This is a genomic window from Rhizorhabdus sp. GW822-FHT03C02 (assembly GCF_058801765.1).
This window is the reverse complement of record NZ_JBXANN010000017.1, coordinates 1-19,711: the sequence shown is the minus strand read 5'-3', so window position 1 is coordinate 19,711 and position 19,711 is coordinate 1. Positions and strand designations below refer to the sequence as shown.

At 66.4% G+C, this 19,711-nt stretch carries 16 protein-coding genes and 1 pseudogene; 11 read left to right on the top strand and 6 right to left on the bottom strand.

The window, feature by feature from the left end; genetic code table 11:
• Positions 1–6 precede the first annotated feature (6 nt).
• Complete coding sequence (locus tag AC1RM6_RS27635) at positions 7–390, bottom strand: PRC-barrel domain-containing protein (protein ID WP_493107354.1); 384 nt, start codon at positions 388–390, stop codon at positions 7–9.
• Between the two features lie 175 nt (positions 391–565).
• Between AC1RM6_RS27635 and AC1RM6_RS27630 the strand changes: the two genes are divergently transcribed.
• From AC1RM6_RS27630 to AC1RM6_RS27615, 4 genes are all read left to right on the top strand, one after another.
• Positions 566–1,654, top strand: a complete 1,089-nt coding sequence (locus AC1RM6_RS27630; protein ID WP_493107352.1) for an alanine racemase — start codon at positions 566–568, stop codon at positions 1,652–1,654.
• Between the two features lie 245 nt (positions 1,655–1,899).
• On the top strand, positions 1,900–4,275 hold the full coding sequence (locus tag AC1RM6_RS27625; RefSeq protein ID WP_493107351.1) for a TonB-dependent receptor: 2,376 nt from the start codon (positions 1,900–1,902) through the stop codon (positions 4,273–4,275).
• 69 nt (positions 4,276–4,344) lie between these two features.
• On the top strand, positions 4,345–5,901 hold the full coding sequence (locus AC1RM6_RS27620; protein ID WP_493107349.1) for an esterase-like activity of phytase family protein: 1,557 nt from the start codon (positions 4,345–4,347) through the stop codon (positions 5,899–5,901).
• Positions 5,898–7,442 (top strand): alkaline phosphatase D family protein, encoded by a 1,545-nt coding sequence (locus tag AC1RM6_RS27615; RefSeq protein WP_493107347.1) that lies wholly within the window; start codon positions 5,898–5,900, stop codon positions 7,440–7,442. The genes AC1RM6_RS27620 and AC1RM6_RS27615 overlap by 4 nt, the downstream gene beginning before the upstream one ends.
• Here AC1RM6_RS27615 and AC1RM6_RS27610 read toward each other — a convergent pair.
• The 4 genes from AC1RM6_RS27610 to AC1RM6_RS27595 all read right to left on the bottom strand — a co-directional run bounded on the left by AC1RM6_RS27610 (position 7,439) and on the right by AC1RM6_RS27595 (position 10,987).
• A complete protein-coding gene (locus AC1RM6_RS27610) occupies positions 7,439–7,765 on the bottom strand; it encodes a hypothetical protein (RefSeq protein ID WP_493107346.1) in 327 nt (108 codons plus the stop codon). The genes AC1RM6_RS27615 and AC1RM6_RS27610 overlap by 4 nt on opposite strands.
• A gap of 118 nt (positions 7,766–7,883) precedes the next feature.
• Positions 7,884–9,065, bottom strand: coding sequence for a vWA domain-containing protein (locus tag AC1RM6_RS27605; protein ID WP_493107344.1), 1,182 nt, complete (start codon positions 9,063–9,065; stop codon positions 7,884–7,886).
• Positions 9,066–10,346 (bottom strand): MFS transporter, encoded by a 1,281-nt coding sequence (locus tag AC1RM6_RS27600; protein ID WP_493107342.1) that lies wholly within the window; start codon positions 10,344–10,346, stop codon positions 9,066–9,068.
• An 80-nt stretch (positions 10,347–10,426) separates the two neighbouring features.
• On the bottom strand, positions 10,427–10,987 hold the full coding sequence (locus AC1RM6_RS27595) for a hemerythrin domain-containing protein (protein WP_493107341.1): 561 nt from the start codon (positions 10,985–10,987) through the stop codon (positions 10,427–10,429).
• 596 nt (positions 10,988–11,583) lie between these two features.
• Between AC1RM6_RS27595 and AC1RM6_RS27590 the strand changes: the two are divergent.
• Together AC1RM6_RS27590 and AC1RM6_RS27585 are read left to right on the top strand one after the other, a co-directional pair.
• A pseudogene (locus AC1RM6_RS27590) lies at positions 11,584–11,919 on the top strand (winged helix DNA-binding protein); the annotation flags it as partial.
• Positions 11,920–12,072: 153 nt separating this feature from the next.
• A complete protein-coding gene (locus AC1RM6_RS27585) occupies positions 12,073–13,395 on the top strand; it encodes a VOC family protein (protein WP_493107340.1) in 1,323 nt (440 codons plus the stop codon).
• A 51-nt stretch (positions 13,396–13,446) separates the two neighbouring features.
• Here AC1RM6_RS27585 and AC1RM6_RS27580 read toward each other — a convergent pair whose 3' ends face one another.
• Complete coding sequence (locus tag AC1RM6_RS27580) at positions 13,447–15,012, bottom strand: tetratricopeptide repeat protein (RefSeq protein ID WP_493107338.1); 1,566 nt, start codon at positions 15,010–15,012, stop codon at positions 13,447–13,449.
• 541 nt (positions 15,013–15,553) lie between these two features.
• On the opposite strand from AC1RM6_RS27580, the gene AC1RM6_RS27575 reads away from it, so the two are divergent.
• The 5 genes from AC1RM6_RS27575 to AC1RM6_RS27555 form a co-directional block, all read left to right on the top strand.
• Complete coding sequence (locus tag AC1RM6_RS27575; protein ID WP_493107337.1) at positions 15,554–15,949, top strand: DUF983 domain-containing protein; 396 nt, start codon at positions 15,554–15,556, stop codon at positions 15,947–15,949.
• Positions 15,950–16,040: 91 nt separating this feature from the next.
• Positions 16,041–16,745, top strand: a complete 705-nt coding sequence (gene gspN / locus AC1RM6_RS27570; RefSeq protein ID WP_493107335.1) for a type II secretion system protein N — start codon at positions 16,041–16,043, stop codon at positions 16,743–16,745.
• Between the two features lie 39 nt (positions 16,746–16,784).
• Complete coding sequence (locus tag AC1RM6_RS27565; RefSeq protein ID WP_493107333.1) at positions 16,785–18,827, top strand: protein-disulfide reductase DsbD family protein; 2,043 nt, start codon at positions 16,785–16,787, stop codon at positions 18,825–18,827.
• Between the two features lie 118 nt (positions 18,828–18,945).
• Positions 18,946–19,380, top strand: a complete 435-nt coding sequence (locus tag AC1RM6_RS27560) for a helix-turn-helix domain-containing protein (RefSeq protein WP_493107331.1) — start codon at positions 18,946–18,948, stop codon at positions 19,378–19,380.
• A gap of 41 nt (positions 19,381–19,421) precedes the next feature.
• Positions 19,422–19,711, top strand: a 290-nt coding sequence (locus tag AC1RM6_RS27555) for an IS3 family transposase (RefSeq protein ID WP_493107329.1), incomplete at its 3' end; no start/stop codon positions are given.

Below are 19,711 nucleotides of genomic sequence, written 5' to 3'. Positions count from 1 at the left end.
CGTCGATCAGTCCACCGACAGATCGATCGGCGCAACGCCATAATAGTTCGAGACCCGGTCGGCATAAGCCTGGTTGAACTCGGGGGGATTACTGGCCCAGCTCGGGCCGCCCTCGAGGAGCCGGCGGTCGACCGTAACGATATAGCCGTCGGCGACGGGGTCGTAGGACAGCAGGTCGAACGGCAGTGGGTAATAGCTGCGTCCCATGCCGAGGAAGCCGCCGAGGCTCAGTATCGCATAAGTCGCGCGGCCGGAGCGCTTGTTGAGCATCAGGCTATGGACGGTTCCCAGCGACGCACCGTCACGGGTGGCGACCTTGATCCCGTCGATCCGGTTCGACGCCAGCAACAGGTTGGTCGGCTCGGTGGTTTCGGCGGGGGCGTCGCTCATCGGGCATTCCTTTTCGGTGTCGATTGGCAAACCCCCGGGGCGGAGGCTTCGTTCCGCAATCGGGCTTCGTGCACGACACCGACCGGCGGTTGCGCCCGGTCCGTCGCCATGACATCTCGGTTTCGTCGGACCGGATGTCCGGCGCGATCGGCCAACCCGCTACAGTCGGAAATCCATGACGATCCTGCCCGCCACACCTTGCCTCGTCCTCGATCTCGACCGGTTCGATCGCAATATCGACAGGATGGCGGCCTTCGCGGCGGCCAACGGGCTCGCGCTGCGCCCGCACGCCAAGACCCACAAATGCCGCGAGATCGCCGCGCGGCAGGTCGCGGCCGGGGCGGTGGGCATATGCTGCGCGACCTTGCACGAGGCCGAGCAACTGGCGGTCGCGGTGCCGTCGATCCTGATCACCTCGCCGATCGTCGCGCCGCCGATGCTGGTACGGGCGGTCGGGCTGATCGCTGGCGGGATCGACCTGGCGATGGTGGTCGATCATGCCGACGTCGTCGCGGCGCTCGCGGCGATCGTGCCGGAGGGCGCGCGGCTGGGCGTCTTCGTCGACGTCGACCCGGGCTTCCATCGCACCGGGGTCGCCGATCCCGCCCAGGCGGTCGCGGTCGCACGGGCGATCGCCGCGCAGCCGGCCCTCGATTATCGCGGCATCCAGTTCTACTGCGGCGGCGAGCAGCATATCGCCGATTTTGCCGACCGGCGTGCGGCGATCGCGGCGCGCAACCTGCGGCTGGAGGCGACGATCGCTGCGCTGGAGGCGGCCGGTCTCGCACCTGCGGTCGTCACCGGGGGCGGCACCGGCACCCACCGGATCGATGCCGAGGCGGGGCTGCTGACCGAGATCCAGCCCGGCTCCTATATCTTCATGGACGCCGAATATCTCGACTGCGATCTCGACGGCAGTGGGGCGCCGCCGTTCGAGACCGCGCTGAGCGTCCATGCGACCGTGGTCAGCGCGAACCATGCCGGATTCGTCACGATCGATGCCGGCGTGAAGGCGCTTGCGACCGATGGCGGGCGGCCGCTCGTCCTGGCGGGGGCGCCGATCGACAGCGAATATCGCTTCATGGGCGACGAATTCGGGATGCTGGAGTTGCCGCCCGATGCCGCCCGGCCATCGATCGGCGACCGGATCGTGCTGGCGACGCCGCACTGCGACCCCACCGTCAACCTCCATGGCCGTTACATCCTTGAACGCGATGGCGTGGCCGCCGGAACATGGGCCGCGCAGGGGCGAGGCCATGGCTGAGCGGGCGGTGCCGCGCTTTCGTCAAACGGCAACAATTGTCACATTAATGTAGCAGATCGCGCCTAGGGACGGCCCCAAGGTCGCATCGCAACAATCATAAGACCGCAAGATAAAGATATTCGTTTGGGTTTTTGCGCCGGAACGAAGGTGAAGTCGCATGCGCGTCTCGTGCATATAAAAGGGAAATATATATCATGGTCGGGATCATCGGCCGGCGTCCGCTGCGGATTGCCGTTCAACTTCTCTTGTCCGGCAGCCTTCTGGCTGGCGCGGCGATCGCGCAGGCGCAGACCGCCGCCGCCCCCGCCGATGGGGCCGAGGCCGCGGAGGACGCGGCTGCGAACGAGATCACCGTGGTCGCCCGCAAGCGCAACGAGAATGTTCAGGATGTCCCGATCCCGGTGACGGTGATCACCCCGCTCGAACTGACCCGTCAGAACCTCGTCAACTTCACCAATTTCCAGTATAAATTTCCTGCCTTCTCGGTGTTCCTGACCAATCCCAAGCAGCTGAACCTGGGCATTCGCGGCATCGGCAACAACGGCTTCAACACCGACGGCATCGACGGTTCGGTCGGCATCTTCGTCGACGGTGTCTACACCGGCCGCCAGGGCATGGTGTCGAGCGATTTCAACGATATCGCCGATGTCGAGCTGCTGCGCGGCCCGCAGGGCACGCTGTTCGGCAAGAACACCACCGCCGGCGCGGTGATCATCAACACGCTCAAGCCCAGCTTCGATCTCGGCGCGACCGGCGAGGCGACGATCGGCAATTTCGACTTCAAGGAATTCAAGGCCAGCGTCACCGGCCCGCTGATCGCCGACAAGCTCGCGATCCGGCTGTCGGGTTTCTACAGCGACCGCGATGGCACCTATCCCAACCTCTACCATCCCGAGACCGCGCAGAACGGGCGCCAGGGCTGGGGCCTGCGTGGCCAGCTGCTCGCGACTCCGACCGAGGATCTGACGATCCGCATCATCGGCACCCATGGCCGGCAGAGCTTCCCGACGATCTCGCCGGTGATCCTGTCGGTGTACAATCCGGCCGCCCTGCAGGCGCGGATGACCGCGGCGGGCTACACGCTGCTGACGAGCAATTTCAAGGACCGCGCGGTCAACATCGACAGCGCGCTCAACGCCAAGACCAAGCTCGACAGCGCCAGCGGCCAGATCGACTGGGCGCTGGGCGATCTCGGCAACCTGACCTCGATCACCGGCTATGAAAAATGGTCGTGCTTCACCAACAACGACAACGACTTCACCCAGCTCGACGCGATCAACGACTATGGATCGTGCAACAAGGAACATCAGTTCTCGCAGGAACTGCGCTTCTCGACCCCGCAGGACAAGCCGATCGAGGCGACCTTCGGCGGCTTCCTCAGCCGCCAGCGGCTCCAGGTCGACTCGCGCTTCCGCTTCGGCACCCAATACAACATCTTCGCGGCCAATCCGTCGGCGACGATCTTCCCGAACGTCGCGGGACGGACCTGGGCCCAGGGTGCCTACGCCACAAGGCTGACCGGGACGACGTACCGCAGCCAGGCGGTGTTCCATACCGACACCGACGCGCTGTTCGGCAACCTGACCTGGCATCCCGACGAGGCGCGCCGCCTGGCGATCGACGTCGGTCTGCGCCAGACCTGGGAAGACCGTTCCTATCTCTATGACGGTGTGGTCGAGGCCAATCCGGGTGCGCTCACCACCGCGCAGCTCAACGCGCTGTCGCCGAGCACCGCCAATGCCCAGCTCGGCCATGGCGACACCAGCCTCAAGGACAGCTCGCTCTCGGGCGAGGTCGGCGTCAACTACAAGGTCACGCCATCGGTGTTCGTCTACGGCAAATATGCCCGCGGCAACAAATCGGCGGGCTTCAACCTGCTGCCCTACAACTCGTCGAACCCGGACACCAGCGTCGGTTCGGCGATTGCGCTCGGCGCGAAGCAGACGGTGAAGGGCGAGGTCGCCGACAATTTCGAGATCGGCCTCAAGAGCCAGTTCTTCGACAACCGGGTGCTGATCAACCTGACCGCCTTCCACACCAAGGTGAAGAATTATCAGGCGAACCAGTCGCTGGGTGCCGGCGCCGCGGTGCGCTTCCTCGCCAATGTCGGGTCGCTGACCTCGAAGGGCGTCGAGCTCGAAGCGCAGACCTGGCTGTTCCCGGGCCTGCACACCAAGGGCTTCATCGGCTATGACAAGGCCTATTATTCGTCGTTCCGCAACTCGGCATGCCCGGCGCAGTCGACCGCGCTGACCTGTGATCTGACCGGCCGCCAGGTCGCCTGGGCGCCGAAATGGACCGCCGACTTCACCGTCGACTATACCCATGAGATCACCGACAGCGTGAAGGCCTATGGTCTGTTCGACGTCAACTGGCGTTCGACCCAGAACACCACCATCACCCTCGATCCGGCCGCGCAGATCGACAGCTATGCGCTCGCCAGCCTGCGCGTCGGTACGCTGCTGATGAACGACAAGCTCGACCTGCAGCTGTGGACCGAGAATCTGTTCAACAAGCATTATTACATCAACCTGCTCGGCCTGACCCGCGCGACCGGGGTGATCCAGGGCTATCCGGGCAACCCGCGCACCTATGGCGTGACCGCTCGCTTCAAGTTCTGATCGGATAGGCGGCCGCGGCGGATCGGTTTACGGTCCGCCGCGGTCACCGCCATGCATTCGAGGACGTCGATGAGCCCTTTGTCGCGGATCGCGCTTCTCCTGTGCTGGTCGGGCGCGGCTTTTGCCCAGCCGATCAGCGTCACCACGCCGCATCTGACCAGCACCGCCGGCGACGCGACGGTCGATTTCGCCGGCGCGACCTTCGTCAACCATGGTCTGGTCGGGGTGGGGCGGCTCAGCGCCGACAGCCGCGATTTCGCGGGTGAGACGCTCGGTTCCTTTTCGTCGATGACGGTCGACGTCGCATCGTGGCGCCGTCATGCCGACGGCAGCTATAGCGGCCGGATCCGCACGCTGCCCGATCGCGGTCCCAATGATGTCGGTTCGGTCAAGGGCACCACCGATTATCGCAACCGGATCAATGATTTCACGATCATTCTTCGCCCTTATACCGCAACCGGCGATCTGCCCCAGGCCTCCGCGTCGCAGCGCCAACTCGAGATAACACCATCGGGCGGGCTCTTCCTGACCGACAAGGCCGGCCGGCCGATGACTGGCAAGGAGCCCGGCAGCCATGTCGTGATCGAGGCCGGGGTGGCGATGCCGAGCCCGGCGGCCGGCGAAGGCGCGGGCCGGATCAGCCTCGATTCCGAGGGGCTGGCCACCGCGCGCGACGGCAGCCTCTATGTGTCCGACGAATATGCCGCGGGCATCTATCATTTCGACCGCAAAGGCCGGCTGCTCGGCGCGATCCCGGCGGTGCCGGCGCTGCTGCCGCGCACCGGCGGCAAGGTCGATTTCAACAGCGTCAAGCCCGGCGACAGCGGCCGCCGCAACAATCAGGGGCTCGAGGCGCTGACGATCACCCCCGATGGCCGCCATCTGGTGACGATGCTGCAGTCGGCGACGGTCCAGGACAGCGATCCCGCGACCCAGGCCAGCCGCAACAATGTCCGGATGCTGGTCTATGATATCGCCCGGAACCCTCATCCCAAGGCGCCGATCGGCCATTATGTCGTCGAACTGCCGACCTATGAAGAGGCGGGCAATGGTGGGGCGCCCGATCGCACCGCGGCCCAGTCGGAGATGGTCGCGCTCAACGATCATCAATATCTGCTGCTCGCGCGCGACGGCATCGGGCGGGGGGCGGCGACCGCGCCGTCGAAGACCCCGGTGTTCAAGAGCGTGCTGCTGATCGACACCGACGGGGCCACCAATCTCGCCGGCACCCGCTACGAGACCGGCATCGATCCGGTCGCGGTCGGTGGCCGGCTGGCCGCGGGGATCTTGCCCGTGCGCCAGACCGAACTGGTCGACATGCTCAACCCGGTGCAACTGCGCCGCTTTGGAATGAACCTCGACACCGCGCCGCCGACCCCGACCTCGCTGTCGGAGAAGCAGGAGGCGATGGGCCTGCTCCCCGCGCTCGATCCGGCGGCGCCCGACGATTATTTCCTGCTGATCGGCAACGACAACGACTTCGAGGCCCGCGAAGGGTTCGTCAACGGCCAGGCGTTCGATGCGTCGCTGCACGCTCCGCATGGCGAAGGGCCGAACGACAATGTCATCCTGGTCTATCGGCTGACCCTGCCGACCGCGAAGCTGGCGACGGTCAAGGCGCGATGAACCGCCGCGACCTGCTCAAGGGGGCGGTCGCCACCGCCGGCACCACCTGGCTGGCGGGCCGGGCCCCCGCGATCGTCGCGGCGGAGAGCGCGCGGGCGGTCATGCCCTATGGGGTGATGAGCGGCGATCTGCTCGCCGACCGCGCGATGATCTGGGCGGCGGTCGACCGCCCCGCGCGGATGATCGTCGAATGGTCGGCCGATCCGGACTTCCGCAAGGTGGTGCGCCAGGTCGGGCCACTCGCGACCCCCGACGGCGACCTGACCGCGAAGCTCGATCTTGCTGGGCTGCCGACGGGGCAGGAGCTTCACTATCGCGTGGCGTTCCACGATCCCGACAATGTTCGGGCGATCGGCGACTGGACGAACGGACGGCTTCGCCTGCCGGGCGGACCGGTTCGGCCGGTCCGCTTCGCGTTCGCCGGCGACGAGGCCGGGCAGGGGTTCGGCATCAACCCCGATCTCGGCGGCTACCGCATCTATGAGGCGATGCGTCGCAAGCATCCCGACTTCTTCATCCACCAGGGCGACCAGATCTACGCCGATGTTCCCCTGAAAGAGGAGGTGGCGCTGCCCGGCGGCGGCGTCTGGCGCAACATCGTAACCCCCGCCAAGGAAAAGCCGGCGGCGTCGCTTGCCGATTTTCGCGGTGCCTTCGCCTATAATCTGCAGGACGCGAACAAAAGGCGCTTCCTCGCCGAGGTGCCGATGCTCGTCCAATGGGACGATCATGAGGTGTGCAACAACTGGTTTCCCGACAAGGTTCTGAAGGATGGGCCGCCGATGCGCGACCTGTCGCGCTGGGCGCGGCAGGCGATGCTCGACTATAACCCGATGCGGATCGGTACCGGGCTGGCCGGGATCGAGCGCAGCTTTGCGATGGGACCGCTGCTCGACGTCTTCATCCTCGACGCGCGCAGCCGGCGCGGGCCCAATGGCGGCGCCTCGTCGGCTGCCCCCGGCTCCGGCAGCTTCGGTTCCGAGCAGATCGCCTGGCTCAAACAGGCGCTTCATAGGTCGAAGGCTACCTGGAAGCTGATCGCATCGGACATGCCGCTGTCGCTGACCGTGCCCGACCTGATGAAGGATGTGGTGCCCGGCGGGATCGAGGGGATCGCCAACGGCAAGCCCGGCGCACCCGGCGGCCGTGAGGCCGAACTGGCCGATCTGCTCGGCTTCATCCACGCGCAGGGCATCGCCAACACCGTCTGGATCAGCGCCGACGTCCACCATGCGGTCGCGCTCCATTATCATCCCGATCGCGCGGCCTTCGGCGATTTCACGCCCTTCTGGGAGTTCGTCGCTGGTCCGATCAGCGCCGGCACCGGCAATCTCGCGGGCAACCCAGTCGATCCGACCTTCGGCGCCGAGGTGCGGTTTGCGGCGGTGCCGGAGCCGGTCGTCGATACCAGCCCGCGCGCGGGACTGCAGTTTTTCGGATTGGGCGAGATCGACCCGCACAGCCGCATCCTGACGATGACGATCTGCAATGCCGAAGGGCGCGATCTGGCGCGCTTCGATCTGGAACCTGCGAAGGTCTAAAAAGGCAAGGTGATCCGCGCCATCGCGCGTTGACTGACGGCCGGACCGATCTGTTTGCTCTCGACGACGATCGCGCCCTTCACGGCGCCCAGGATGTTCATCTCCGCCTTGATCGGGCCCTGTTCGAGTTCGGCGCCCGGAAGCTGCTGGAGGCGGTTGGGATCCGCTCCGGCTTTCGCGCAGACGACGATCTCCTGCGCCGCGTCGGCGTTACACCGATCGACCGGTTCGACCCGGGCGAGATCGAAGCGGATCGTCGGATCTACGCCATCGGCCTGACCGGAAACCGCCTGCGCGATCAGCATCATCACAATATTGCGCATCGCTGCTCCCGCCGAGAAAGCGGGAGCGTCGAGAATTATTGCGGCGGCTTGAAGGCAGCGCGGCACCGGTCGCCGGTGTCTGCTCCATTTTGGACGATGTCGTCTGGAAGCGCGAGGGTCATTTCTTGCGGCTGAGTGCTCGCATCGCGTCCTCGAGGCCGGCGAGGGTCAGCGGATACATGCGATCGCCGACCAGTTCCTTGATCAGCCCGGTCGAATGCGAGAAGCGCCATTGTTCCTCGGGCACCGGATTGAGCCAGGCGAGCGAGCCATAGATATTGGCGACCCGGCGCAGCCAGACCGCACCCGCTTCCTCGTTGAAATGCTCGACCGATCCGCCGGGCTGGGTGATCTCATAGGGGCTCATCGCGGCATCGCCGACGAAGATCAGCTTATAGTCATGGCCATATTTGTGAAGGATGTCCCAGGTGTTGGTCCGCTCGGCAAAGCGGCGGCGATTGTCCTTCCAGACCCCTTCGTACAGGCAGTTGTGGAAGTAGAAGAACTCCATATGCTTGAATTCGGCGGTCGCCGCCGAGAACAGCTCCTCGCACAGCTTGATATAGGGATCCATCGATCCGCCGATATCGAGGAACAGCAGCAGCTTCACCGCATTGCGCCGCTCGGGCCGCATATGGATGTCGAGAAAGCCGCGGCGCGCGGTGCCGCCGATCGTCTCGTCGAGATCGAGCTCCTCGGCCGCGCCGGTGCGGGCGAAGCGACGCAGCCGGCGCAGCGCGACCTTGATGTTGCGGGTGCCGAGCTCGACATCCTTGTCGAGATTGCGGAACTCGCGCTTCTCCCACACCTTGAAGGCACGCTTGTTGCGCGAGGCGCCGCCGATCCGCACCCCTTCGGGCGCGGCGCCCGAATTGCCGTAGCGCGAGGTGCCGCCGGTACCGATCCATTTGTTGCCGCCCTGATGGCGGCCCTTCTGGTCGTCGAGGCGATCCTGGAGCGCCTTCATGATGTCGTCCCAGCTCTTGCCCTCGGCGCGGAGCTTTTCCATCTCCTCGTCGGTCAGGAATTTCTCGGTGACCGCCTTCAGCCAGTCCTCGGGGATGTCCTTGCCGTCGGCATCGCCATCGCTCTCCAGGCCCTTGAAGACCTTGGCGAAGACCTGGTCGAACTTGTCGTAGAGACTCTCGTCCTTCACATAGGTCGCGCGGCTCAGATAATAAAATTGCTCGGGCGACATGTCGATCGTGTCGCGCTGGAGCGCGTCGATCAGGGTCAGGCTTTCCTTCAGGCTCGCTGGAATGCCGGCGAGGCGCAGCTCTTCCAGGAAGTTGAAGAACATCTACATCATCCTCTGGTCATGATGCCTTGTCCACCACAGAGCGGCGAGGCTGACAAGCGTCGCGGCGCTCAGATAATAGCCGACATAGGACAGGCCGCCGCGTTCGGCGAGATATTGGGCGACCGCGGGCACCGGCGCGGCGCCGAGGATGCCGGCGATGTTGAAGGTCATCGACGCGCCGGTATAGCGCACCCGCGGCGGGAACAGCGACGGCAGGAAGGCGCCGAGCGGCCCATAGACGAAGCCCATCATGAACAGCGCGAGCGCCAGCCAAGCGAAGATCGGCTTGAGCGCGCCGCCCGCGAACATCGGCCCGAGCAGCAGGCCGGTGGCGATCGTGCCGATACAGCCCGCGATCAGCACATAGCGCGGGGTCTTCACATCGGACCACCAGCCGGCGAGCGCGATGCCCGCGGCCATGAACAATATGCTGACGAGCTGGACCGACAGGAAGGTGGTCTTCGGAATGCCGAGCGTCTTGGTGCCGTAGCCGAGCGCGAAGGTGGTCGCGAGATAATAGGTCGCGAAGCAGGCGACCGCGGCGAAAGTGCCGGCGAAGGTCGCCGCCAGATGGCTGCGGAACAGTTCGGCGATCGGCACCTTGGGCGGCTCGGCTTCGGCAAGCATCGCCTTGAAGGCCGGCGTCTCGGTGAGCTTGAGCCGGACCCACAGGCCGAGCCCGACAAGCAGCGCCGAACCGAGGAAAGGAATCCGCCAGCCCCAGGCGGTGAACTGCTCGGGCGTCATCGTCAGCCCGAGGATCAGGAACAGCCCGTTGGCGGCAATGAAGCCGACCGGCGCCCCCAGTTGCGGGAACATGCCGTAACGACCCTTCAAGTGCGGCGGCGCATTTTCGACCGCGAGCAGCGCCGCCCCGCCCCATTCGCCGCCGAGACCGAAGCCCTGGCCGAAGCGAAGCAGCGCGAGCAGCGCCGCGCCGACCCATCCCGCCGCCTCATAGGAGGGCAGGAAGGCGATCAGCATCGTCGAACTGCCCATCACCATCAGCGAGGCGACCAGGGTCGACTTGCGCCCGATCCGGTCGCCGAAATGACCGAACGCCCAGGCGCCGAGCGGCCGACCGAGAAAGGCCAGACCGACCAGCGCATAGGACCAGATCAACTGGGTCGAGGGCGCGAAGCCGCCGAAGAACAGCGGCCCGAATACCAGCGAGGCGGCGGTCGCGAAGATATAGAAGTCGTAAAACTCGACCGAAGTGCCCACGAGGCTCGCGATCAGGACGCGGCGCGTCGACGGTGCGGCGATTTCGGCTTGGTGCATTGACCCATCCCCTTGTTCGCCCGGGGATTGGCGCGGGACGCGCCGTGGGTCAAGCGATCAGCGGTCGAGCGGCGCCGGCTTCAGACCCGCTCGACCTCGTCGGCCTCGGCCTCACAGGTCTTGCCGGTCTCGCCGGTCGCGGCGATGTCGTCGTAAAGCTTCGCCTGGCGGGCGCGGAGCTTTTCGCCGAGCGCGTCAAGGTCGACCTTGCCCTTGGCATGCGCTTTCTTCGCATCCTCGAACAGGTCGTCATCCTCCTCGTCGATATGGTGGATGGTCTCCTCGCCGAGGACATGGACCTTGGATCCGAACAATTCCTCATTGCCGTCGAGCTGTTCGAGTTCGGCGATGATGCGCTTGCCCGATTGATGTTCGACGATTCCTTCGTCGACTTCGTCGGCGCCGATCACCGGTTTGAGTGCCGGGTAGAGAATTTCTTCCTCGATCGTCATATGAACGGTCAGCCGCATGCACAATTCGCGGGCGATTGCGACCAGCCGAGCCTCACCGGCGTCGCGGGCCTCGTCGAACAGCTTGCGGAAGATATGATGCTCTTCCTTGAGCACGCGCAACGCCAGCGGGTCGTCGCCGGCGACGACGTGATTGCCCTGATTATTGCGTGCTTCATATTTGCCGGCCACGACGCTGCTCCTCGATTGCATGTCCCGTCCGAAAACGAAAAGTCGTCGACCGATGTTCCGCCTGCGAGCGGTTCGCAAAATTCTGTCCATTTTAGATATATTGGGGGCTGACTTATCCGTTCCGGTTGTTATTCTGGAACAGATACCGAACGTAGGCCCGCAGCTATCGACGGTATCAAATCACATCTCGAAGTTGGGAGACGGCCATGGCCGATTGGGAAAATGTGCCCACCGTCCTCGGATATGGGGACTTGAACTGCGGGAAGATCGATACGGGCCGGCCCGTGGCGTCGCGGGTGGGACAAGGGGTTCCGGTCGCGGCGGTGGAGCCGGTCTTCGGGCAGCTTGGCCGGCAGGGGAGCGTGGCGGAGCGTGCGAGCGGTGATATTGGGGGCGAGCAGGTCACGCGCCATCGCAGCCGGAGTCGAAAGGCCGGCGGCAACGCCTTCCAGAAATTGAGCGAGGAGGTCGGTCGGATTGCGCGGACCCTGGCCGCGCTGTCCGAAGCCGAAGGCGACGAATTGTCGGGGGATGCCATCGATACGGCGCTGTCGCTACCCGGGGGCGGGATGCTCGAACCGGGCAGCGTCGATCCGGCGCTGGTGCGCGCGGTGATCCGGGCGCGCCGCCTGCGCGAACAATATCTGGGCCCCGACCTGTTCGCCGATCCCGCTTGGGACATGATGCTCGATCTGACCGCCGCCCGGCTCGAGGGCAGGGCGGTGGCGGTGTCCAGCCTGTGCATCGCTGCGGCGGTACCCGCGACCACCGCGCTGCGCTGGATCAAGCAACTGACCGATGCCGGTTTCTTCCGGCGGGTCGCCGATCCGTTCGATGGCCGGCGGATCTTCATCGAACTCACCGACGAAACCGCACGGCGCATGCATGTCTACATGCAGATGCTGATGCAGGCGGGCATGCCCGGGCTGTAACGCCGGTCCTGCATGTCGCTGGAGGGCGGGCGATCCGCATCGCCCGCGGTTCCGGCGGCGCGCGGACCGGTCATTGCGGGCGATCGGCGGTTTCTTCCGGCGACATGCCGACGGCGGATTCCACCGGGCGGCATATCGCTCTATGGTCGTACGATGACGTTCATCGATGCAGACACCATCCGATCGCGTTTCGCCCGCGCGATGTCGGACATGTACCGGGCCGAGGTGCCCCAATATGGCACGCTGGTCGATCTGGTCGACCGCGTGAACCGCGACACGCTCGCGGCCGATCCGGCGCTGGCCGATCGGCTGAGCCGCGGCGGTGAACTCGAACGCCTCGCCGGTGAACGCCATGGCGCGATCCGGGTCGGAACCGCGGCTGAGCTTTCACTGATCCGCCGCGCCTTTGCGGTGATGAACATGCACGCTGTCGGCTATTATGACCTCGCCGCTGCGGGAGTGCCGGTGCATTCGACCGCGTTTCGACCGATCGACAAGGCGGGGTTGCAACGCAATCCGTTCAGGGTGTTCACATCGCTGCTCCGGCTCGACCTGATCGACGATGGCGATCTGCGCGCGCGCGCCGCCGCCGCGCTCGATCGGCGCCGGATCGTCACCCCGGCCGCCGAGGCGCTGATCGAACGGGCCGAGGCCGAGGGCGGGCTCGCCGAACGGGCCGCCGACGATTTCGTGCGTGAACTCATCGAGACCTTCCGCTGGCATGCCGAGGCGGTGGTCGACCAGCCGACCTATGCCGCTTTGCTGGAGGCGCATCGGCTGATCGCCGATGTGGTGAGCTTTCGCGGACCGCATATCAACCATCTCACCCCGCGCACGCTCGATATCGATGCGATCCAGGCGGCGATGCCGTCGCACGGCATGAAGGCGAAGGATGCGATCGAAGGGCCGCCGCGCCGGCGCTGCGCGGTGCTGCTGCGCCAGACCAGCTTCAAGGCGCTAGATGAGTCGATCGCCTTTCCCGATGCCGATGGCCACGTGGTGGCGGGTAGCCATACCGCCCGTTTCGGCGAGGTCGAGCAGCGCGGTATCGCCCTGACTCCCAAGGGGCGCGCGCTGTACGACAGGCTGCTGGCGTCGCCCGGCGACGGGTTCGATGAACTGCCCGACGATTGGGTCGCATTGCGCGAACAAGGGCTGGCCTATTTCCGCTATCGTCCGACCGGGGCGGGCGAGGGGCCGGCACCCGTTTCGATCGACGCTGCGATCCGGTCGGGGCATATCGCCGCCGATCCGATCATCTACGAGGATTTTCTGCCGGTCAGTGCGGCCGGGATCTTCCAGTCAAATCTGGGCGGGGAAGCGCGCTCGGCGTATCGCGCGGGTGGCGCGCGTGATCGGTTCGAGACGGCGCTGGGCGGCCCGGTGCTCGACGAATTCGCGCTCTATGCCGCCGACGAGGCGCAATCGCGGCGCGAGACCGAGGCTCTGCTGACCGCGATGCAGGACCCGGCCTGACGGGCGGCGTTCCGTCGAGGGAGCGCCGCGGGCTGCGCGCCTGGCCGGCGCTCAGACCAGTCCGGCGCGCCGCAAATGTTCCATCGCCTTGGCGCGCAGCCCCGGGGGAACGCTCATCGCGTCGAGAAAACGGCCGGGAGCGGCGTTGACCCGCGGATCGATGATCGCCAACTGCTTCCACGCGGCGTGCGCGCGGACGTCGTCGCCGATCATCGCATAGCCGATCGCCGAGATCAGATAGAAACGCGGACGCCGGCCGATCATCGGCGGGGTCATCCGCGCCAGCGAATCGCGCGCCAGCACGACGTCGCCACGATCGACCGCGACCAGCACCAGCGGCTGATAGAAACGGCCGTCGGGGCCGTCGTCGAGGGCGATCGCGCGGCGGACAGTGGGTTCGGCGCGGGGGTCGCCGCAGCTGACGAAGGTCATCGCCGAATCCGCGAGCAATGCGGGATCATAAGGGTTGAGTTCCGATGCCCGGGCGGCAATCCGGACCGCGCTCGGGCAGGCGCCGGTCGTCATCGAAACGCGCGCCTGGGTCGAGTTCGCCCAGGCATCGAGCGGGTCGATCGTCGTCGCCAGTTCGGCATGGCGCTGTGCGTTCAGCAGTGCGTCCGCGCGGGCGCCATCGGCAAGACGGGTCAGGCTGGTGAGCAGCAGATCGGCTTGCGCGGCATGGAGGTCGGCATTTTCGGGATCGGCGATCAGGCCTTTCCCGACGCACTGCTCGATCGACGCGCGATCTTCCGGCAGGCGTTCGCGGCGATAGCGGTGAAACAGCAACAGGCAGTCATAACCGTTGGCGGCCTCGACCTTCACTTCGCCGAGTTCGCTCTTGGCGACGACGCCGTCGACCCTGCCGATCGTGGCGATCGCGGGGGCAAGCGCGTCGGCGATCCGCTGATCCTCGCCGCGGGCGGGCAAGCTCATGTTGGTCGACCATAGCAGCCGATCGGGACCGAGTTTCCACAATCTGATCTGAATCTGTCGTGCCCGCGCACCGCCGCCATATTCGGTCGCGAGCCGATATTTGGCCGGAACCGGGCGAGGATCGACCGAGCCGGCGCGGCGCGCAGTGCGCACGTCGAAGATCGTACTGCGCCGCAGACCGTCGAGCATCGCCGCGCGCACCAGGCTTTCGACATCGGGATCGGTTCCGCGCGGGACCGTGCTGACCAGTTCGAGCATCGGCTTGCCTTCGGTGGCGATGGCGGCGCTGTGCGGCAGCAGCGTGGCGATCGCGATCGCTCCGAGCAGCAGCAGTCCGCTCAGCAGCCCGGTTTGCATCGCCAGCTTCTGCCAGACGACGACGGGGGCGGACGGCGGCGTCTCGGTCGGTGCGATTTCGACGGAAATCGGTCCGTCGGCGATCATGTGGACCTTGTAACGCCCGCTCGGAATGTCGATTCGCGGCCGGTCGTCGGCCGGCGAGCGGCTATAATGATCGGCCAGCATCCGGCGAAGACGCCCGACCTGGACCCGCGGATAGCTGTCCGCGCGCGCGTCATAATCGGGCGCCCGGCCGAGGCCGTCGACCGCGACGGCGTAGGCCTTGAGCTGGTCGCCACGCCCGGCGACGGTTTCGTCGACCAGGAAACTCAGCAGCCGTTTCATGATCGGAGCACGCGAAAATTCGGCCGAAGCCAATATCCTGGATAATTCTTCGCGCATTGCCCGGGCAAAGTCGGACACCGAGCCATCCTGTTCCGATGACGGTGCGAGCGGTGCGCCGTCGTCCCCGATCACGTCCACCGCCACTTCATCCGCGATCGTCATTCGGGTCGGCTATCCATGTCAATCGGCTATCCATTTCGATCGGCTATCGGGGAAATCGCGCATCCAACGACGGCCGGCACCGAATCGTCGGATCGGGAAATGTGAATGTAACGGTTACAGAGACGGAGAGAAACTGGTTTGTTGTGCGCTTCCTGAGCATCAGCGGTCGCGACGGTGCATCCTCTCGGTCGCCGTTCGTTCCGATGAAGCGGCCGGCTACCCCCAACGGTCGGCCCGTTTCGCGGAACCGAGGATTGAGCCGGTTGCGTGGCCCCCACCATCGCAACCGGCTCTTTCATTTTCTGGCCTTGCCGAACCGCACTGGATTCGTCTTCGATCATTCTCGGCACGCGATGGTGCATCTGATAGGGCCCAGGCCATGACCGAAAACCCGACACCTCGCGTCAAGCGCGATCTGCGCGAGGCGCTGATCCGCGGCGCGCGCGGCACCTGCCCATCCTGCGGCAAGACCCGGCTGTTCGCCCGTTTCCTGAAACCGGTCGATCATTGCCCGGCCTGCGGACAGGATTGGAGCGTGCAGACGGCCGACGATCTGCCGGCCTATCTGGTGGTGCTGGTCATCGGCCATCTGCTTGCGCCGGCGATCGTCGCGGTCAATCTCCATTATGACATGTCGACGGGGGTGCAGATGATCCTGTGGCCCGGGCTGGCGCTGGTCATGGCGCTGCTGGCGATCCAGCCGGTCAAGGGCATGGTGATCGGACTGCAATGGGCGCGCTACATGCAGGGCTTCGCAGGGCCGGGCCGGGGCTGATCGCACTGTGCTTCTGGGGTGCCGGGGTTTCGCCTATAGCTTCGATTCGACGCGGCGACCGACCGCGCGGAATGGGAGAGGGGAGCGAGGCATGCGGGCGATTTTCCTGATATTGGCGGTGCTGCTGGCGATCGGCGCGGGCGTGGCGATGATCCCGCTCGAGACAGCGCTCAAATTCACGATGCTCGACCGGGCGGGGCTCAGCCATAATGGCGTCGACGGCAATCTCTGGTCGGGCCACATCTATGGCGCGCAGCTCGGCAAGGTGGCGCTCGGCGATATCAGCAGTTCGATGTCGCTGGCGCAGATCGCCAGGGGACGGATCGCGCTCGCCCTCGAAGGCGGTGACGCCGTGTCGCGGGTGAAGGGCGGCTTCAGCTATGGCATCGGCGGGGCGGGGGTCGACGATCTGAGCATCGGCCTGCCGCAGATCGCCGGCACCGGGGCGACCGCCGCGATGACGCTGATCCTCGACAAGCTGAGCGCGCGCTTCCCCGGCGGCGAATGCGCCGACGCGAGCGGCCAGGCGCGCGCCTATATGCCGGGCGCGGCCGAAGCCTATGCGGCGCCGGGCGGATTCAGCGGCCCCGCCTTGTGCCGCGACGGCCGGCTGACCCTCGACATGGCGAGTGCGAGCGGCCGCGAACGCGAGCAGCTCCAGATCCTGTCGCTGCGCAAATATCGGGTCGACGCGACGGTCCAGAGCCCGCCCGCCGCGGTCGCCGCCCGGCTGCGTTCGGCGGGCTTCGTCGCCGGCGCCGGCGGATATTCGTACAGCGCCGAACGCGAACTCTAATCGCTTCCCGCGCGCGCGGCGCCGGCCTATAGCCGGGCGATGATCCTGAGACTGTTCGCGCTGATGCTCGCGCTGCTTCCCATGGCCGGGGCGCAGGCCGCGACCAACCATATCGCGGTTTCGATCGAGGCCGAGACGATGCGCCCCGCACCGGGCAGCCGGGTCGCGCTCGCGCTGGTGATGAAGCCCGAGCATGACTGGCACGGCTATTGGGAAAATCCCGGCGATGCCGGCATCCCGACCAGCGTCGAGTGGCGGCTGCCGCCGGGCGCATCGGTCGTCGGCCTGAGGCATCCGGTGCCTGGCCGGCTCGTCGTCCAGGGGCTGATGAACTATATCTACGAACGGCCTTATGCGCTGCTCGCCAGCCTGACGATCCCCGCCAATGTCCGGCCCGGCGCGCAGATCCGGGTCGAGGGCGAGGTCAACTGGCTCGCCTGTTCGCCGTCCACCTGCGTCCCCGAGCATGGCAAGGTCGCGATCGATCTGGTCGCGGGCGACGGTACGGTCGATCCGCCGGCACGCGCCCGGTTCGACGGGTGGCGCGCGAAGATGCCGCTGCCGCTGGCACAGCCGGCAAGTTTCGAGCGCAAGGGCGATCTCGTCCGGATCGCCATCCCGTTTCCGCAGGGCAGGCCGGTCGCCGATCCCTATTTCTTCCCGGCGGTCGACGGGGTGATCGACTATGCCGCGCCGCAGGCGATCAGCCGCAACGGCGACCGGCTGATCGTCGAGGTCAAGGCGACGAGCGCGGCCAAGCCGGTCAAGGAACTGACCGGGGTGCTCGCGATCGGCACCGATCAGGGGCTTTCGCTGGTCGCGCGTCCGGGCAAGGTTCCCGCCGCCGGTGCCGCGATCGCGGCGTCGGACGGTTCGGCGAAGGACGCCGGGCTGGCGGCCACCTTCCTGCTGGCGCTGGGCGGAGCGATCCTCGGCGGGCTGCTGCTCAACATCATGCCGTGCGTCTTCCCGATCCTCAGCCTGAAGGCGTTGAGCCTGGCCCGCCAGGGCGAGACCGCACGCCATGCCCGCAGCGAGGCGATCGCCTATGCCGGCGGGGTGATCCTGAGCTGCGTCGCGCTCGGGGTGGCGCTGCTCGCGCTGCGCGCCGGCGGAGCGACGGTGGGGTGGGCGTTTCAGCTCCAGGACCCGCGGGTGATCCTGCTGCTGCTGCTGCTGGTGGTCGCAATCAGCCTCAATCTCGCCGGGCTGTTCGAACTCGGCACGATAGGGGTCGGCGAGGGGCTCACCAAGGGCGAGGGACTGGCGCCATCCTTCTGGACCGGGGTGCTTGCCGCCTTCGTCGCGACCCCGTGCACCGGGCCGTTCATGGCCGGTGCGCTCGGCGTCGCGCTGATCCTGCCGACCGCCGCCGCGATCGCGATCTTCGCGGGGCTCGGGCTCGGCCTGGCGCTGCCGTTCCTGCTGATCGGCTTCGTGCCCGCGCTTCGTCGCCGGCTGCCGAAGCCCGGCGCCTGGATGAACCGGCTGCGCCATATCCTGTCGGTGCCGATGTTCGCCACCGCGCTCGGCCTCGCCTGGATCCTCGGCCGCCAGGCCGGGGTCGACGGCATGAGCCTGGGCCTCGCCGCGGCGGTGCTGCTCGGCCTCGGGCTGTGGTGGGTCGGCAGCCGCCAATATGCCGGGCGCCGCTTCGCCTGGGCGCCGGCGGTCCCGCTGGTCGCGGTCGCGCTGGCGGTCGCGGCGGTCGTGCCGCGCGCCGCGCCGGCGAACGCCGCGGTCGGCACCGAGGGCACCGAGGCGTTCAGCGAAGCGCGGCTCGCCGCGCTGACCGGGCAGGGCAAGCCGGTGTTCGTCTATTTCACCGCCGACTGGTGCCTGACCTGCAAGGTCAACGAGAAAGCGGCGATCGAGCGCCCCGAGGTCCGCCAGGCCTTCGCCGCCAAAGGGGTCGTGACGCTGGTCGGCGACTGGACCGACGGCGACCCCGCGATCGGTCGCTTCCTCGAGGCGCAGGGGCGCTCGGGCGTGCCGCTCTATCTGTTCTACAAGCCCGGCGCGCCGGTCGAAGTGCTGCCGCAGGTGCTGACCCCGGGAACGCTGGCCGCGCTCGCGGCGTGACGGGCCGATAGGCGATAATCTTCGTCATGCTGAACTTGTTTCAGCATCCACCGTGCGACTGAAGTGCCCCCCTGAATTGAGACAGAGAAAAAGGTAACAGTCTCTTATGGAGGGACTGATGAAGATTGAGGAGAAGCGGGAGTTCAGCCGAGAGTATAAGCTGGCGGCGCTGAGCCGGATGGCAGCAGGGGTGAATGTGAAGGCGCTTGCGGCGGAACTGGGGATACCGCGAGAATATCTCTACAAATGGCTCAAACGGTTTCGAGCGGGTGGTCCGGATGCGCTGCGGGGTCCGGGTCGTCAGACGAGGGTTGAGCGCGGAGCGATGCGCACGGGTGCGGTGCTGGAGCCCCAGGTTTCAGTTCCGATACCGTCGGCGGTGGCGTCGGATGAACTGGAAAGAGCGCGGGAACGGATCAGCGAGCTTGAGCGCAAGATCGGGCGTCAGGAGCTCGAACTTGATTTTTTTCAGCGAGCCTTGCGGCAGGTCGAGGAAGTACGCCGGACGAAAGGCGTAGTTGGCGAGACGGCATCTACGCGGTCATCCAAATGACGGCGGGGTCCGGGCTGCAAGGCAAACCAGGAATAGAAGCGATGTGCAGGCTCGCCGGTGTGAGCCGGGCGGGCTACTACCGGCATTGGCAAGCCTCGGCTCCGCGGCGGGAGGAGACGGATCTGCGCGATGAGATCCAGCGCCTGTCGATTGCCAATCCCCACTATGGCTATCGGCGGATATCGGCGCTTCTGAGCCGTGAAGGCCGGCAGGCGAACCATAAGCGGGTGCTGCGGCTGATGCGTGAGGACAATCTTCTGTGCCTGCGCTCGAAGGCTTATGTGCCGAGGACGACAAATAGTCGGCATGGCTGGCGGGTGGTGCCCAACCT

Excerpts from the sequence above, each read along its gene's own strand:
- AC1RM6_RS27635 (WP_493107354.1), bottom strand. The coding sequence starts at position 390 with ATGAGCGACGCCCCCGCCGAAACCACCGAGCCGACCAACCTGTTGCTG.
- AC1RM6_RS27630 (WP_493107352.1), top strand. The coding sequence starts at position 566 with ATGACGATCCTGCCCGCCACACCTTGCCTCGTCCTCGATCTCGACCGG.
- AC1RM6_RS27620 (WP_493107349.1), top strand. The coding sequence starts at position 4,345 with ATGAGCCCTTTGTCGCGGATCGCGCTTCTCCTGTGCTGGTCGGGCGCG.
- AC1RM6_RS27615 (WP_493107347.1), top strand. The coding sequence starts at position 5,898 with ATGAACCGCCGCGACCTGCTCAAGGGGGCGGTCGCCACCGCCGGCACC.
- AC1RM6_RS27610 (WP_493107346.1), bottom strand. The coding sequence starts at position 7,765 with ATGCGCAATATTGTGATGATGCTGATCGCGCAGGCGGTTTCCGGTCAG.
- AC1RM6_RS27605 (WP_493107344.1), bottom strand. The coding sequence starts at position 9,065 with ATGTTCTTCAACTTCCTGGAAGAGCTGCGCCTCGCCGGCATTCCAGCG.
- AC1RM6_RS27600 (WP_493107342.1), bottom strand. The coding sequence starts at position 10,346 with ATGCACCAAGCCGAAATCGCCGCACCGTCGACGCGCCGCGTCCTGATC.
- AC1RM6_RS27585 (WP_493107340.1), top strand. The coding sequence starts at position 12,073 with ATGACGTTCATCGATGCAGACACCATCCGATCGCGTTTCGCCCGCGCG.
- AC1RM6_RS27580 (WP_493107338.1), bottom strand. The coding sequence starts at position 15,012 with ATGAAACGGCTGCTGAGTTTCCTGGTCGACGAAACCGTCGCCGGGCGT.
- AC1RM6_RS27575 (WP_493107337.1), top strand. The coding sequence starts at position 15,554 with ATGACCGAAAACCCGACACCTCGCGTCAAGCGCGATCTGCGCGAGGCG.
- gspN (WP_493107335.1), top strand. The coding sequence starts at position 16,041 with ATGCGGGCGATTTTCCTGATATTGGCGGTGCTGCTGGCGATCGGCGCG.
- AC1RM6_RS27565 (WP_493107333.1), top strand. The coding sequence starts at position 16,785 with ATGATCCTGAGACTGTTCGCGCTGATGCTCGCGCTGCTTCCCATGGCC.
- AC1RM6_RS27560 (WP_493107331.1), top strand. The coding sequence starts at position 18,946 with ATGAAGATTGAGGAGAAGCGGGAGTTCAGCCGAGAGTATAAGCTGGCG.